Below are 14,348 nucleotides of genomic sequence, written 5' to 3'. Positions count from 1 at the left end.
AGACACCACGAGTGAGGACGACGTCATGGAATCTCGTTTCAGCCTGTTCGACAGCCCCACCGCCGCGAAGGTCGCCAGGCGCTTCTACAACACCTCGTTGGTCCTGGAAGGGTCGACACTGCCGAAGACCTTGCGGGAACTGGTGGCGCTGCGGGTCGGCCAGATCAACGGCTGCGGCTTCTGCGTCGACGTCCACACCAAGGAGGCCGCGGCCGCCGGTGAGACCGCGCTCCGGGTCGACTTGGTCGCCGCCTGGCGGCACAGCACCGTGTTCACCGGGGCCGAACGGGCCGCGCTGGCGCTCGCCGAGGAGGGCACCCGGCTCGGTGACCACGGAGTGTCCGACGAGACCTGGGCCGAGGTACGCGAGCACTACGACGACGACCAGGTCGGCGCGCTGGTCTGTCTGGTGTCCCTGATCAACGCGGCGACCCGTATGAACGTGATCGTGCACAACCCGGGGGGCTCGTACGAGCCCGGCGCACTCGCCGGCACGTCGGGCTGACCGGAGGCGGACCGCGGCCGCCCCCGACGCGCCGACGGAGGACGGAGTCCGTGGGTGTGGGCGCGGCCGGGTGGGTGGATGCCCGGCGTGGACTTCGGGCAGAAGGAAGGGGGGAGGTGGCGCCGATGGGTGGTGAGTCCGGTGGGTTCCCCGACGAGGCCGAGGCCGGGACCGGGGCGGACCGGGGATTCGGGTTCCGCAGGATCGAGCGCGACACGGCGGCGGCGGAGTGTCCCGTCGTACGGGGCGCTGACGGGGTGTGGGAGGTGCGCGGGTTCGGCGAGGCGCGTGCCGTGCTGCGCAGTACGTCGACGGTGCAGGCCGGGCTCGGGGTCGAAACGGTGTCGAAGCTGCCGAAGCGCGTCCGGCGGCCGGTCCTCTACCGGAACGGCCCCGAACATCGCGAACACCGCCGTCAGACCGCGCGGTTCTTCACCCCGCGCCGCGTCGACGAGCACTACCGCGAAGTCATGGTCCGGGTCGCCGAGGCCCGGATCGACCGGCTCCGGGCCGACGGGCGGGCGCGGCTCTCCGATCTCGGCTTCGATATCGCGATCGAGGTGGCCTGCGCGGTCATCGGCCTGACGGACAGCAGGCCCGGTATCGAGGAACGGCTGGAGCGCTTCTTCCCGGAACGGTTCGGCACCCCGGGACTGACGAGTCCGCGCGGCATCTACTGGGCACTGCGGCAGAACACCAATTGGCTGCGGGTGTACGTCGGCGATGTGCGCCCGGCGGTACGGGCCCGCCGCCGCGCCCGGCGGGACGATCTCATCTCCCACCTCATCGACGACGGCTGCTCGAACGCGGAGATCCTCGGCGAGTGCCTCACCTTCGCCGCGGCGGGCATGGTCACCACCCGCGAGTTCATCGGCGCGGCGGCCTGGCACCTCTTCTCCGACGCCGGTCTGCTGGCGCACTACCGGGCGGCGGACGAGCCGGGCAGGCTCGCGGTGCTCGGGGAGATCCTGCGGCTCGAACCGGTCGTGGGCCGCCTCAGCCGACGCACCACCGAACCACTCGACCTGCCCGGCGCCGACGGCGGGATGCTGACCGTCCCGGCCGGCGACCGGATCGACATCCTGGTCGATCACACCAACATCGACGAAAGGACCGTCGGGGCACGACCGCGGTGCCTGCGCCCGGGACGCGCCATGAAGGACGCCGGTGCGCCGGGGCTGGCCTTCGGCGACGGCCCGCACAAGTGCCCGGGGCTGCATATCGCCCTCCTGGAGACGGATGTCTTCCTCAGTCGTCTGTTCGCCCTGCCCGGAGTGCGGATGGCGAGCCCGCCGACGATCGGCTACCAGGAGGCCATCGGGAGTTACGAGCTGCGGCACTGCGTCCTGGAAGTGTCCGCGGTGTCCACCGTGGACACCGCGGACAACGGCTGACCCCGGCCCGCGCAACCGGCCCGCGTCACCGGCGCGCGCCCACCGGCGCGCCGGTCAGCGCAGGCCGGGAACCGTGGAGACGGCCAGGTCGATCAGTTTGATGCCGACGAAGGGCAGGACGAGGCCGCCGAGGCCGTACACCGTCAGATTGCGGAGCAGGAGGTCATGAGCCGAGGCGGGGGTGTAGCGCACACCCCGTAGCGCGAGCGGGATCAGTACGACGATGATCAGGGCGTTGAAGATGATCGCCGAGGTGATGGCGGACGTCGGGCTGTGCAGGCCCATGATGTTGAGCGCCTCCAGGCCCGGGTAGGTCCCGGTGAACATGGCGGGGATGATCGCGAAGTACTTGGCGACGTCGTTCGTGATCGAGAAGGTGGTGAGGGCTCCTCGGGTGATGAGGAGCTGTTTGCCGATCTCGACGATCTCGACGAGTTTGGTGGGGCTGGAGTCGAGGTCCACCATGTTCCCGGCCTCCTTGGCGGCGGAGGTGCCGGTGTTCATCGCGACACCGACGTCGGCCTGGGCGAGGGCGGGCGCGTCGTTGGTGCCGTCGCCGGTCATCGCCACGAGCCTGCCCCCCTCCTGTTCCCTCCTGATGAGGGCGAGCTTGTCCTCGGGGGTGGCCTCGGCGAGGAAGTCGTCGACTCCGGCCTCCCGCGCGATGGCGCGGGCGGTCAGCGGGTTGTCGCCCGTGACCATGACCGTACGGATACCCATCCGGCGCAGCTCCGCGAACCGCTCCCGGACGCCGTCCTTCACCACGTCCTTGAGATGGACGGCGCCGAGGACGCGCGGTCCGTCCCTGTCGTCGACGGCCACCAGCAGAGGCGTGCCACCGGACGCGGCGATGGTGTCGGAGAACCACCGGGCCTCGGCGGGGACGGTGCCGCCCCGCATCCGTACCCACTCGGCCACCTCCGCCGCCGCGCCCTTGCGGATCCGGCAGGCGGTCTCGTCACTCCACCACAGATCGACCCCGCTCATCCTGGTCCGCGCGCTGAACCGTACGAACCGGGCCCGGCTCAGTTCCCCGTCGACGGGCTCTCCCAGCCCGTACTTCCGTGCGGCGAGAACGACGACGGACCGGCCCTCGGGGGTTTCGTCGGCGAAGGAGGCGAACTGGGCCGCCGTGGCCAGGGACAGCTCGTCGACACCGGGCAGCGGGACGAAGCCGGCCGCCTCACGGTTGCCGAGGGTGATGGTGCCCGTCTTGTCGAGCAGGAGGGTGCTGATGTCACCGGCCGCCTCGACGGCCCGGCCCGACATGGCGAGGACATTGCGTTGCACCAGCCGGTCCATGCCCGCGATGCCGATGGCCGAGAGCAGCGCCCCGATGGTCGTCGGGATCAGTGTCACCAGCAGAGCGACGAGGACCGTCGTGGACTGGGTGGCACCCGCATAGGCGGCCATGGGCTGAAGGGCCAGGACCACAAGGACGAAGACGCAGGTCAGGGCGGCGAGCAGTATGTTGAGCGCGAGTTCGTTCGGGGTCTTCTGCCGGGACGCGCCTTCGATCAGGTCGATCATCCGGTCCAGGAAGGACCGGCCCGGGCGCGCGGTGACCCGTACGACGATTCGGTCGGAGAGCACGGTGGTCCCGCCGACCACTCCGGTCCGGTCGCCGCCCGACTCCCGGATGACGGGCGCGGATTCGCCCGTGACGGCTGATTCGTCGACCGCCGCGACACCGTCCACGACCTCGCCGTCGGCGGGGATCAGCGCACCGGCCTCCACGACGACGAAGTCGAAGGGCTGGAGATCGGTGGCGGCGACGGTCTCCGTCACCGCGGAGGCGATCTGCGTACCGATACGCCAGTTGTCGCGCAGCCGGACCGCGACGGTGTCCGTACGCGCCCGGCGCAGGGATTCCGCCTGCGCCTTCCCCCGGCCCTCCGCGACGGCCTCCGCGAGATTGGCGAAGATCACGGTCAGCCAGAGCCAGACACTGATCACCCAGGCGAAGACGGAAGGGTGGAACAGCGCGGAAAGGGTCGTGAGCAGCGCCCCGGACGCGACGACGAACAGCACCGGGTTCCTCGCCAGCGCCCGTGGCCGCAACTTGTGCAGGGCGTCGGGGAACGACGTCAGCAACTGCACGGGATCGAAGAGACCGCTCGCCCCCCGCCGCCGGGCGGCCCGCCCACCGCCGCCTCCACCTCCGGGTACGCGGGCCCGGGAGGCGGTCGGAGCCTTCTGACGAGTGGCTGGAGACATCGCGGCGACCTTCTGATGGTCCGGTACGGAGGGTGTGGAGGGCCGCTCCGGCCGCGCTGTCACCGGGGGAGCGGTGACAGCGCGACCGCACGCGGAAGGCCGGCGGGGAAGAACCGCCAGGTGTCCGACCGGAGGGGAGCGTCGGCTGCCGTCATGCCACTGACGGGTGCTTTCCGGAGCGGCCGAAGGGGACTCTAGGCCCGGTGGTCCGGCCGGACGGCCGACCCGTCAGGGAATTGACGGCCCCCTGACAGGGACCGCTCCCGGGCGTCAAACACCCGCCAAGAGCGGCACGATGCGCGTCAGAGGACCGTCAAACCTGCGCACGGGCACCGAGGGGGGAGTGCGGGTGCGGACCCCGGCCGCGGCTCGCCGAGCCCGCGCCCGCCGGATGACAGCCGCGTCACCAGGCGCGGCCCCGCCACTCCTCGGCGGGCAGGGGGCCTTCGGCGGTGTCGCAGCAGCGTTCGGCCCAGGCGGAGGCCACCAGTACCGGCCTGCTCAGAACGACGTGCCGCGCACGCCAGGCGGCCGGTGTCGTAGTAGGTCGTCAGCGCGGGCGCGCTCGGCGCGCCGAGGATGTCGAACTCCGAACTCACCGCGGTGCCGTTCCGGTCGCCATGAGTGGAGGAAATCCTCAGTACGTCCGCGACCGCCGCGGTCACGTCGTCGTGGGACATACCGAACCGCAGTGGCCCGACCGCCTCACCTCGATCACTCGGCAGTCCGCCGGGTCGCACAGGCTATCGGGCTCCCTCGTGCCCGTACGCGGACGTACGTGGTGGGGGCGGCTCGCGGCTCCGGGGATCGATACGGGAGCGCTCCCGCCGGTGGCCGCGGTCAGGACAGCAGCAGTACGGCACCGGCGGCGGCCATGACCGCGGCGGTGCAGCCGTGGATGCCGTAGTACGCCGTGGCGGGGCCGCCGCTCAGCTTGGTGATGAGCGCGTCGCCCAGCGCTATCGACGAGCCGGCCAGCATCATCCAGCCGTGCAGCCGGGTGCCGCCGCCGAGCAGCACGATCAGCAGGAAGAGTCCGGAGCCGATGTCGCGGACGGCCTTGACGGAGAGCCAGGCGCGGAAATTCGGATCGTCGGTACGGGTGCCGGGGATGCCGAAGTCCGCGGCGGCTCGCGGAGCCCACAGACAGCGGGCGCCGATGACCATGATCCCGACGGCGGTCGCCCAAGTGATGACCGTGGCGGCTGTGGTGGCGACGACAGGCATGGCGAATGCTCCCCTCCCTCGCGGCACCGACCCTCTATCGAGCGCCGCTCCTTCTTCTAGCGATGCTAGATGTAGCGTCGGCCGAATGTCTAGCAATGCTAGGATCGATCTCATGTCGATCACCCGGGACCGTCGCGAGCGGGAGCGTGCCGAGCGCCACCGCCTGATCCTCGCCGTGGCGCGCGAACTGGCCGAGGCCGAGGGCTGGGAGGCGGTCACCACCCGCCGCCTCGCCGAGCGCGTGGAGTACAGCCAGCCGGTGCTCTACAGCCACTTCAAGGGCAAGGACGCCATGGTCGCGGCCGTCGCCGAGCAGGGCTTCGCCGAGCTGGCGGAGTTGCTGAGCCACGCAAGGACCGCCGCCCGGGGGCGCGGGTCGCGGCGCGGTCTGCGCGCCGTGTGCCAGGCCTACTTGCGCTTCGCCGTCGAGCACCCGGCTCTCTACCGGGCGATGTTCGTGATGCCCACACGGTTGAAGTTCGCCAGTGAGGAAACGCCCACGGCGCTGCGCACCGCCTTCGACGCCATCGTGGCGGCGTTCCCCGAGGAGACCGCGGAACGCGAGGCGCGGGCCGAACTGCTGTGGGCCGCCCTGCACGGGATCTCCGCCCTGTCCGCGACCGGCCGCGTACCGGCACACGGCGAGAGCACCCGGCTGGACCTGCTCATCGAGGGGATCGCCCCGAGCGGGTAACCGGCGAGACCCCGCGACCGGGCGATCGGACGGCGGCGAGGACCGCCGCCGGAGACCGCGACGGCCGGGGAGCGCGCCGGGGACCCTCCCCGCCGACAGCGGCCCCCGAAGGACGGGGTGGTGATCTCGGGATCGGGGTACCACCCCGATGGCCCCGTGGGCCCGGCGAAATCCACCGGACACGGTCCGGGCCCCGGGCCGCGCACCGTGTACCGAGACATCGCCCGTGCCGGGACGGTCCGGCACCGGGACGAGGCCGATTCCCGGGGGTGGCGCCATGGCACGCAGTCAGCCCAACCGAAGCCTCGCCGCCCTGCTCCGCGAGGCCGACTGGAACGCGGCCGAGCTGGCGCGGGCGGTCAACGAAGGCGGCAGGCTGGAGGGTCTGGTCCTGCGCTACGACCGGACCTCGATCGCCCACTGGCTGACCGGCTCCCGTCCCCGGCCGCCCGTCCCCGATCTGGTCGCCGCGGCCTTCAGCCGCCGCCTCGGGCGCCTGGTCGCCGCGGGGGACACCGGTCTCGCCCGGCCCCGGCGGACCCTCGGGGAACCGGCGCCCACGGTCGGTACCGAGCCGGACGACGCCGTGCACCGGCTGACCGTCCTGATCCGCGCGGACGTCGATCCCGTACGCCGCGTACCGCTGGTCGACTCCGTGTACACCCTGCCCGCCGACGCGGGCGTCCCGCCCGTCCGCGAGCCCCGGCGCGCCGGACGCGCGCGATCGCGCGGTACGAGGACCCGGGTGACGGCCGAGGACATCGGGATGCTGCGGGAGATGTCCCGGCTCTTCGCGGACCTCATGGACCGGCACGGCGGCGCGCACGCGCGTTCCGCCCTGATCGCCTATCTCGGCGACGACATCAGCCGCCTCCTGGTCGCGTCCGCCGGGTCCGCCAGCCGCCGGGAACTCCTCACGGCCACGGCGCAGCTCACCCACCAGCTGGCCCGGATGACCATGGACGCCGGACATCCCGGTCTCGCCCAGCGCTACTTCACCGTCGCCCTCGGCCTGGCTCGTGAGGCGGACGACTGCCGTCTCTACGCGATCACCCTGCGCGCCATGAGCCTCCAGGCGCTGCACCTGGGACTCCACCAGCAGGCATGGCAGCTCGCCGACACCGCCGTGCGGACCGCGGGGCCCTCCACCGACCCCGCCACCCTCGCCTTCCTGCTCAGCCAGCGCGCCGTCACCTGCGCCTACACCCGGCAGCGCCGGCAGGCCGTCCGCGACCTGGTGACCGCCGAGGCACGGCACGAGCGGGCGACGAGCCCTCCCGGCCCTTTCACCTCCTATCCCCGCCCCGGCCTCGACTTCCAGCGGGGTCTGGCCCTGCACGCGCTCGGGGACTCGGTCCTGGCCGTACACGCCCTCGCGGCCTCGGTCGCCGCCCGACCCGCCGACCGGCACCGGGCCGGCGCGCTGACCCATGCCCGGCTCGCCGCGACCCTGCTGCCCCTGGGCCGCCTGGAGGAGTCGTGCCACCACTGGCACGCCTTCCTCGACCACTATCCGTACCTGCGCCTCGCCCCGGCGGACCGGGCCCTTTGGCATCTGCGCGAGTCCCTGCACGGCTTCCGGCGCCAGCCGCAGGCCGCGGCGGTCCTCCACCGGGCACGAGCCGCGCCAAGGGCGAAGACCGGGCCTTCAGGGGGCCGGGGCCCGGTCTGACGGACCGTCGTCGCCCGGGTCCGGCTCACCACCTCCCGCTCCGGGTGGCCGGTCGGCGCGGTGGTGCCTGAGCCAGTCGCACGGTACGTCGCACCCGGCGGGGCACTCCGTCCCCCTGCCGGTGTCTCCGGCGCCACCGCAGGGTTTCTCCGCCGCTCCCAGCGGGCTGAACGCAAAAGGATCATCCATGCCCGATTTCTAGCGCGCGGATCTTGGTGCCTGCACTCACCTTTCCGGAAGGGAAAGGGAAGAGCACCTGAAGAACCGATTCATGACTGGGCCGTAGGGGTAACGACATGCGTCGGGCAGGGTGCCTTCCCTACCCTGAGGAATAGGGGAGAGGAATGGATAATCCATTCTTCGAACGGCGGTCGCCGGGGGTCCCGGGGCGGGCGGCGGACGTGACCCGGGCGGGCCTCGGCACCAGGATTCCCATCGCCCCGGGGCGTTCCATACGGCCCGGAAACCTGCGGGCGAGGAGTTCGTCGTGGTGGAATCCCCGTTCGACACGTTTCGAACACGGTGGTGACGGCCTATCAGCGGATCGGCCGTGCCATGCCGTTCCGGGAAATATCGAGGTGTACGGCTTCTCGGCCGTGGCGGGTGATATCGCCGACCACGATGTGCGCGATCCGGCGCAGTTCCTCGTGAGCCGGGCGCGATTCTTCCGCCCCGCCCCCGGGCCACGCCCGCGTACGGCAGGTGCTCACCCGCTTCCGCATATGCGCCGCGGTCGAATTCCATCGCTGGTACGTCCCCGGACCCGCGCGGGCGCACGTCCACCCGTCGTCGGATCCGCCAGCGCGCCCGAGTGCTTCGGGCCGCGAACGCGCTCCCCGCCGGCGTCGCGTGTCGCGGGCTGTGCCCCCTCGTTGACCGTGGTGCGGTGGGTCCGGTCAGGGCGGGCCGGTACCGGTGGACGGGGCGCGGCCCCCGAACGGACGAGGAGAGATCCATGGGCGAGGTCATGCGGGGCAGGGGCGGCTTTTCGGGACGCAGGGGTGCGAGGGCCGCGGTGCTCGGCGCGGTGGCCGGTGCCGCGCTCCTGCCGGCCGGAGCCGCCCACGCGAGCATCATCGGCGTCGGGAACGCGGCCTTCGGCAACACCTGTGCCAACGGGGGCGACGCCCGCTCCGCGGGCGCCACGGTCGCCGGGAGCGGGGTGGGCAGCGGCAACCAGGCAGGGCTGCCGCTGAGCCTGACCCGCAACCAGTGCGGCAACAGCGGCATCGTCTGCACCGCCCTGATCCGGCCGAGCGTATGACGACGCGAGGACCGGGGGAGCGGAGCCCGGACGGCCGGCGATGACGGCGGCGACGCGGGAGGCGCCGGTACGGGACCGGGCCGTGACGGAGCTCCTCGCCCTCGGCGGGCGGGTGCTGCCCCTGCTGCGACAGTGGGTGGCCGCCGAGCCGGAGTGCGGCACGGCACGGGCGCTGCTGCTGCTGATGACCGCCGACCGGCTCGACGACGCCACGCTCAAGGAGGAGCTGGCGATCGCCTACCGGTACGCCGCGGCCGAGGGCGAGCGCGAGACCAGCCTGGTGTACGGGGTGTTCCTCCATACGCACCGGCAGTACCGGATGACGGCCGATCATCTGATGGCCCATTTCGCCCGCTGGCCCGCCGACGAGACGGCCGGGCTCCTGCTGGGCGCCTTCCCCTCCTGCGAGGACGCCGCCTACCGCGCGTACGGCGACGCCCTCGTGGAGGAGCACGCCGCGCTCGCCGGTCCCGACAACTGGCCCTGGACGGGCTGGCTGGCCGTGACCCGGGCCGAACAGGGCCGTGTACGCGAGGCGTACGACCTGGCCGAACACGCCCTCGACCTGCATCCCCGGTCGGGCGTGGCCGCCCACGCCCTCGCCCATGCCGGGCACGAGCTGGGGACGGGACCCGTTTCCGTCGCCTTCCTCGACGAGTGGCTCGCGGTGGATCCGCAGGCCGTCCAAGTACGTCATCTGAACTGGCACGCCGCCCTCCAGTCCATCGCCTGCGGCGACTTCCCCGAAGCACGCCGCAGGGCGGACACGGCACTGTCGCGTACGGACGTCGGCATGCGCGCCGCGACGAACTGGCGGCTGCTCCTCGTCGGCCAGGACCCCGCCGGCCGCAGCGACCCGGCACACGTACGGGAACTCCTCGCCGAACCGGGCGGCACGGCGGAGATCTTCCACACCTTCAACCTCGCCCTCGCCCTGGCGGTGGAGGCCGCGACCGACGACCTGGACGCACTGGCCCGCCGGGCCGCCGCCGACGACCGCCCCGACTACCGCGATGTCCTCGCCCCCGTCGTCCGCGCCCTCGCCCATATCACCGCGGGCCGCCCCCGCGCGGCCGTCGGCCTGCTGAACGCCCTGGGCGAGAAGGCGGAACGGATCGGCGGCGTACGCGTGGAGCGCGAGATCATCCAGGACACCCTGGCCCGCGCCCTGGTCGACGCGGGCGAACCCGAACGCGCCGCTACCCTGCTCCACCACCGCACGACCACCCGCCACCACCACACGTACGAGAGCCTTCTGCTCACCGAACGCCCTCCCGTCCCATGACCGGCGGCCGCAGGCCGCCGTTCCGGTGCGCGATGCGGGGGCCGTCGTCAGTGGGCGTGGCCGGCGGGCCGGATACCGCGGGGGACGTACGCCCATACGGTGGCGGCCGCGGCCAGCGCCAAGGCGGCACCGACGGCGAACGCGGGCGTCATCCCGTGGGTGAAGGCGCGGGCCACCTGGTCGAGGAGTGACGCTCCCGCCGCGCCGCCCAGTTCCTGGGCCGCGTAGGCACCTTCGCCCACCGAGCCGCGGGCGACACCGGTGACGGCCTTTGGCAGATTGCCCTGGTAGAGGGCGGTGGCGAGGGAGCCGAGTGACGCGACACCGAGCGCGGCGCCCAGCTCGTAGCAGGTCTCCTCGATCGCGGCGGCCCCGCTGACGTGCTCGGCGGGGGTGGCCGCCATCAGGGTCACCGATGCCACCGTCATGGCCAGACCGGCACCGAAGCCGATCAGCGCGAGCGCGATCGCCATCGTCGGATAACCGAGGTGCCCGTCGGAGCCCTGGGCGAGCCACGGCAGGGCGAGACCCGCCGCCATCAGGACCAGACCCGAACCCATGAGGTGCCGGACCGGCAGGGCCCGCATCAGCGGCGGGGCGAGCAGCGATGTGACGACGAGGGCGAGCGGCGCGGGCAGCACCCGCAGGCCGGCCTCCAGCGGTGAGTAGCCCAGGGCGTACTGGAACCACTGGGTGAGCAGGAACAGCACGGCGCCGAGCGCGATCATGCCGAGCAGCAGGGCCGTGGCCGAGACGCTGAAAGCACGGCTCGCGAAGAGGCGTATCCGGAGCAGCGGGGCGGCCAGCCGCAGCTGGCGGCGGACGAAGAGCGTCAGGACGACGGCGGCGAGCAGCAGCATCAGCCACGGCAGGGGCTCGGTGAACCCCTGCTTGCCGAGCTGCTTGATACCGGCGACCAGCGCGACCATACCGACGACGGACTGCGCCACACCCGTCCAGTCCCAGCGCCCGGCGCGCGGCGCGTACGACTCGGGCAGCAGCCGGGAGCCGAAGGCGATGACGGCCAGGGCGACGGGGATGTTGAGCAGGAACGCCGACCGCCAGCCGTGGTCCTCCACCAGGAGTCCGCCCACCACCGGGCCGAGCGCCATACCGCCGCCCATCACGGCCGCCCACACGGCGTAGGCGAAGGCCCGCTCGCGGGCGTCGGTGAAGACATGGCGCAGGATCGACAGGGTCGCGGGCATGATCGCGGCGCCGCCGACACCCAGCAGCGCACGGGCGGCGATCACCTGCCAGGCCTCGGTGGCGAACACCGCGCCGAGGGAGGCCAGGGCGAACAGGGCGAAGCCGCCCAGGAGCAGCCGCTTGCGGCCCCACCGGTCGCCCAGCGCGCCGGCGGTCACCAGCAGTCCGGAGAGCGCGAGGGCGTAGGCGTCGATGATCCACAGCTGCTCCACCGAGCCCGGCCGCAGATCGGCGACCAGGGACGGGAAGGCGACATTCAGGATCGTGGTGTCCATGGCGATCAGCAGCAGGCTGCCCGAGAGGATCGCGAGGACGATCCAGCGGCGCGCGTGGACAACCTCCGCGACCAGGGTCGCGGCGGGGCGGGACATGAGGGACTCCAGACCGGATTGAGACGTGACCATTCAAAATGAGACGCCAGCGTATCATTTTGGAGTCGTGGGGCCGACGCAGGGTGTTCGTTGGGGTCTGTGGGGCACAGGGGGTGCAGGGGGCGACCCGGCGGACCGGCGGCCCCGGACGGGGCCCTCGCATCGGCCGGCCCGCCGCGCCCCGGGAGCGCGTACGGGCAGCCGGGCCGTCCGCACCCCCCCCGGCCGCCCGCCCGTGATCAAGGCCAGGTGTAGAAACCCTGTCCGCTCTTACGGCCCAGTTCGCCGAGCGCGACCTTGCGCCGCAGCAGCTCCGGCGGGGCGAAACGCTCGCCGAGTGTGGCGTGCAGATGCTCGGCGATCGCCAGCCGGACGTCCAGGCCGACCAGATCGGTCAGCCGCAGCGGCCCCATCGGATGGCGGTAGCCGAGCCGCATCGCGTCGTCGATCGCCTCGGGGGCGGCGACGCCCTCCTCCACCATCCGGATCGCCTCAAGGCCCAGGGCGAGGCCCAGCCGACTGCTGGCGAAGCCGGGGGAGTCGCGCACCACGACGTCCGTCTTGCCCAGGGAGCCGGTCCACCGCCGTGCCGCCCGTACGGTCTCCGGATCCGTGTCCGGCGCGACCACGATCTCGACCAGCGCGGACGCGGGCACCGGATTGAAGAAGTGCATCCCGATGAAGCGCCCGGGGCGGGCGAGCGCCGATGCCAGTTCGGTGACCGGGAGCGAGCTGGTGTTGGTCGCGAGCACCGTGGACGGAGCCACCGCGCGCTCCGCCGCCGCCAGGACACGGGCCTTGAGCGCGGCGTCCTCGGGGACGGCCTCCACGACGAGGTCGGCCCCGCCGGGCAGCGCCCGTACCGAATCCACCACGGCGACCCGGGCCAGAATGTGCTCCGGCGGCTCGGCGAGCACACCGCGCTCCGCCGCCCGCCGCAGTCCGGTGGTGATGCGCTCCAGCGCCGCCGCCGCGGCTTCGGCGCCGCCCTCGACGACCGTCACCGCCGAGCCCGCGACCGCGAACGACTGGGCGATCCCGGCCCCCATCCGGCCCCCGCCGACGACCCCTACGACGGCGGGCGGCCGCTCCTCGTCCGGGGCGTCGGCGCCCTCGGGCCCGTTCCGGTGATCCGTACCGTCGCTCATGTCCCGCTCCTCTCGGCGGAGTCCGGCCTCCCGGTGTCCTCCGCTTCCGTTCGGTGGATGGCCCCCTGCTCCGGCACTCCGCTCACACCCGCTCCACCAGCATCGCGACCCCCTGGCCCACGCCGACGCAGAGCGTCGCCAGACCGCGCCGTCCGTCCTCGCGCTCCAGCCGGCCCAGGAGGGTGAGCAGGATCCGGGCGCCCGAGCAGCCGAGGGGATGGCCGAGCGCGATGGCTCCGCCGTCGGCGTTGACGCGTTCCTCGTCCAGCTCCAGCCGCCGGATCACGGCGAGCGCCTGCGCGGCGAACGCCTCGTTCAGCTCCACCGCGTCGACGTCCCCGAGCCGCCAGCCGGCCCGGGCCACCGCCTTCTCGGTGGCCGGTACCGGGCCGAGGCCCATCAGCTGGGGCGGGACACCGGCCGACGCCGAGGTGACGATCCGGGCCCGGGGCGTCAGCCCGTACCGTCGTACGGCGTCACCGCTCGCCACCACCAGCGCCGCCGCGCCGTCGGAGAGCGGTGACGCGGACCCGGCGGTGACGATCCCGTCCGGGCGGAAGATCGTCCGCAGCCCGGCGAGTCTCTCCGCGGTGGTGCCGGGACGCGGCCCCTCGTCCCGGGTGACCTCCCCGTCCCGGACCGGTACCGGCGTCAGTTCGCGGTCGAACCGCCCGGCCTCCTGGGCGGCGACGGCCCGGCGGTGGCTGCGGAGCGCGAAGGCGTCGGAGTCGGCGCGGGTGATGCCGTCGAGAGCCGCCACCTCCTCCGCGGTCTCGCCCATCGACAGGGTGACCCGTACGGTCTCCGGTCCCGCGCCGGCGGCCACCGCCCGGTCCGCGGCCGTGAACCGGGGGTTGGTGAACCGCCAGCCGAGCGATGTGTCGTGGACCTCGCCCGGCTTGGCCCAGGGGGTGCCCGGCTTCGCCATCACCCACGGCGCCCGGGTCATCGACTCCACCCCGCCCGCCACCACCACGTCCGCCGCGCCCGCGCGGACGGCCTGCGCCGCCGACGCAACCGCGGTCAGCCCCGACGCGCAGAGGCGGTTGACGGTGTAACCGGGCACGGTGTGCGGCAACCCGGCGAGCAGGACCGCCATCCGTGCCACGTCCCGGTTGTCCTCCCCGGCCTGGTTGGCCGCGCCGAGCACCACCTCGTCGACGGCGTCGCCCGGCACCCCCGCGCGCCGGACGGCCTCGCCGACCACCAGGGCCGCCAGATCGTCCGGGCGTACGGAGGCGAGCGCGCCGCCGTACCGGCCCTGCGGGGTACGGGCGCCGTCGATCAGGAACACCTCGTCAGACACGGGCGGTCTCCTTCGGGGAGGCGGCGGACCCGCCGCGGGGGCGGGCCGCGCGACGG

General features: G+C 73.1%; 11 protein-coding genes. 6 read left to right on the top strand and 5 right to left on the bottom strand.

The window, feature by feature from the left end:
- Positions 1 to 25 precede the first annotated feature (25 nt).
- Entirely contained in the window at positions 26 to 505 is a 480-nt protein-coding gene (locus ACFXG1_RS08315) for a carboxymuconolactone decarboxylase family protein (RefSeq protein WP_384717969.1), read from the top strand.
- Positions 506 to 630: 125 nt separating this feature from the next.
- Positions 631 to 1,899: a cytochrome P450 gene (locus ACFXG1_RS08310; RefSeq protein ID WP_384741706.1), complete on the top strand. Its 1,269-nt coding sequence runs from the start codon at positions 631 to 633 to the stop codon at positions 1,897 to 1,899.
- A 54-nt stretch (positions 1,900 to 1,953) separates the two neighbouring features.
- Here ACFXG1_RS08310 and kdpB read toward each other — a convergent pair whose 3' ends face one another.
- Both kdpB and ACFXG1_RS08300 read right to left on the bottom strand, forming a co-directional pair.
- Positions 1,954 to 4,116: a potassium-transporting ATPase subunit KdpB gene (gene kdpB / locus ACFXG1_RS08305; RefSeq protein WP_384741704.1), complete on the bottom strand. Its 2,163-nt coding sequence runs from the start codon at positions 4,114 to 4,116 to the stop codon at positions 1,954 to 1,956.
- Between the two features lie 840 nt (positions 4,117 to 4,956).
- Positions 4,957 to 5,343 (bottom strand): DUF4267 domain-containing protein, encoded by a 387-nt coding sequence (locus ACFXG1_RS08300; protein WP_384720323.1) that lies wholly within the window; start codon positions 5,341 to 5,343, stop codon positions 4,957 to 4,959.
- Positions 5,344 to 5,455: 112 nt separating this feature from the next.
- Between ACFXG1_RS08300 and ACFXG1_RS08295 the strand changes: the two genes are divergently transcribed.
- The 4 genes from ACFXG1_RS08295 to ACFXG1_RS08280 all read left to right on the top strand — a co-directional run bounded on the left by ACFXG1_RS08295 (position 5,456) and on the right by ACFXG1_RS08280 (position 10,258).
- Positions 5,456 to 6,037 carry a TetR/AcrR family transcriptional regulator gene (locus ACFXG1_RS08295; protein ID WP_384720320.1) on the top strand — a complete coding sequence of 194 codons (582 nt, stop codon included), beginning with the start codon at positions 5,456 to 5,458 and terminating at the stop codon, positions 6,035 to 6,037.
- Positions 6,038 to 6,314: 277 nt separating this feature from the next.
- The gene (locus ACFXG1_RS08290) at positions 6,315 to 7,709 is read left to right on the top strand and encodes a hypothetical protein (RefSeq protein ID WP_384720317.1); all 1,395 of its coding nucleotides are present in this window, start codon (positions 6,315 to 6,317) and stop codon (positions 7,707 to 7,709) included.
- Between the two features lie 955 nt (positions 7,710 to 8,664).
- Positions 8,665 to 8,973, top strand: coding sequence for a chaplin family protein (locus tag ACFXG1_RS08285; protein WP_384721768.1), 309 nt, complete (start codon positions 8,665 to 8,667; stop codon positions 8,971 to 8,973).
- A 40-nt stretch (positions 8,974 to 9,013) separates the two neighbouring features.
- Complete coding sequence (locus ACFXG1_RS08280; protein ID WP_384741701.1) at positions 9,014 to 10,258, top strand: hypothetical protein; 1,245 nt, start codon at positions 9,014 to 9,016, stop codon at positions 10,256 to 10,258.
- Between the two features lie 47 nt (positions 10,259 to 10,305).
- Here ACFXG1_RS08280 and ACFXG1_RS08275 read toward each other — a convergent pair whose 3' ends face one another.
- From ACFXG1_RS08275 to ACFXG1_RS08265, 3 genes are all read right to left on the bottom strand, one after another.
- The gene (locus tag ACFXG1_RS08275; RefSeq protein ID WP_384741699.1) at positions 10,306 to 11,838 is read right to left on the bottom strand and encodes an MFS transporter; all 1,533 of its coding nucleotides are present in this window, start codon (positions 11,836 to 11,838) and stop codon (positions 10,306 to 10,308) included.
- A gap of 239 nt (positions 11,839 to 12,077) precedes the next feature.
- Complete coding sequence (locus tag ACFXG1_RS08270; protein ID WP_384741698.1) at positions 12,078 to 12,986, bottom strand: 3-hydroxyacyl-CoA dehydrogenase family protein; 909 nt, start codon at positions 12,984 to 12,986, stop codon at positions 12,078 to 12,080.
- A gap of 82 nt (positions 12,987 to 13,068) precedes the next feature.
- Complete coding sequence (locus tag ACFXG1_RS08265) at positions 13,069 to 14,292, bottom strand: thiolase family protein (RefSeq protein WP_384741696.1); 1,224 nt, start codon at positions 14,290 to 14,292, stop codon at positions 13,069 to 13,071.
- Between the last annotated feature and the right edge of the window lie 56 nt (positions 14,293 to 14,348).

Source organism: Streptomyces sp. NPDC059248 (assembly GCF_042753905.1).
In the GTDB taxonomy this organism is placed as follows: Bacteria; Actinomycetota; Actinomycetes; order Streptomycetales; family Streptomycetaceae; genus Streptomyces.
This window is presented reverse-complemented; position numbering and strand designations above follow the sequence as displayed.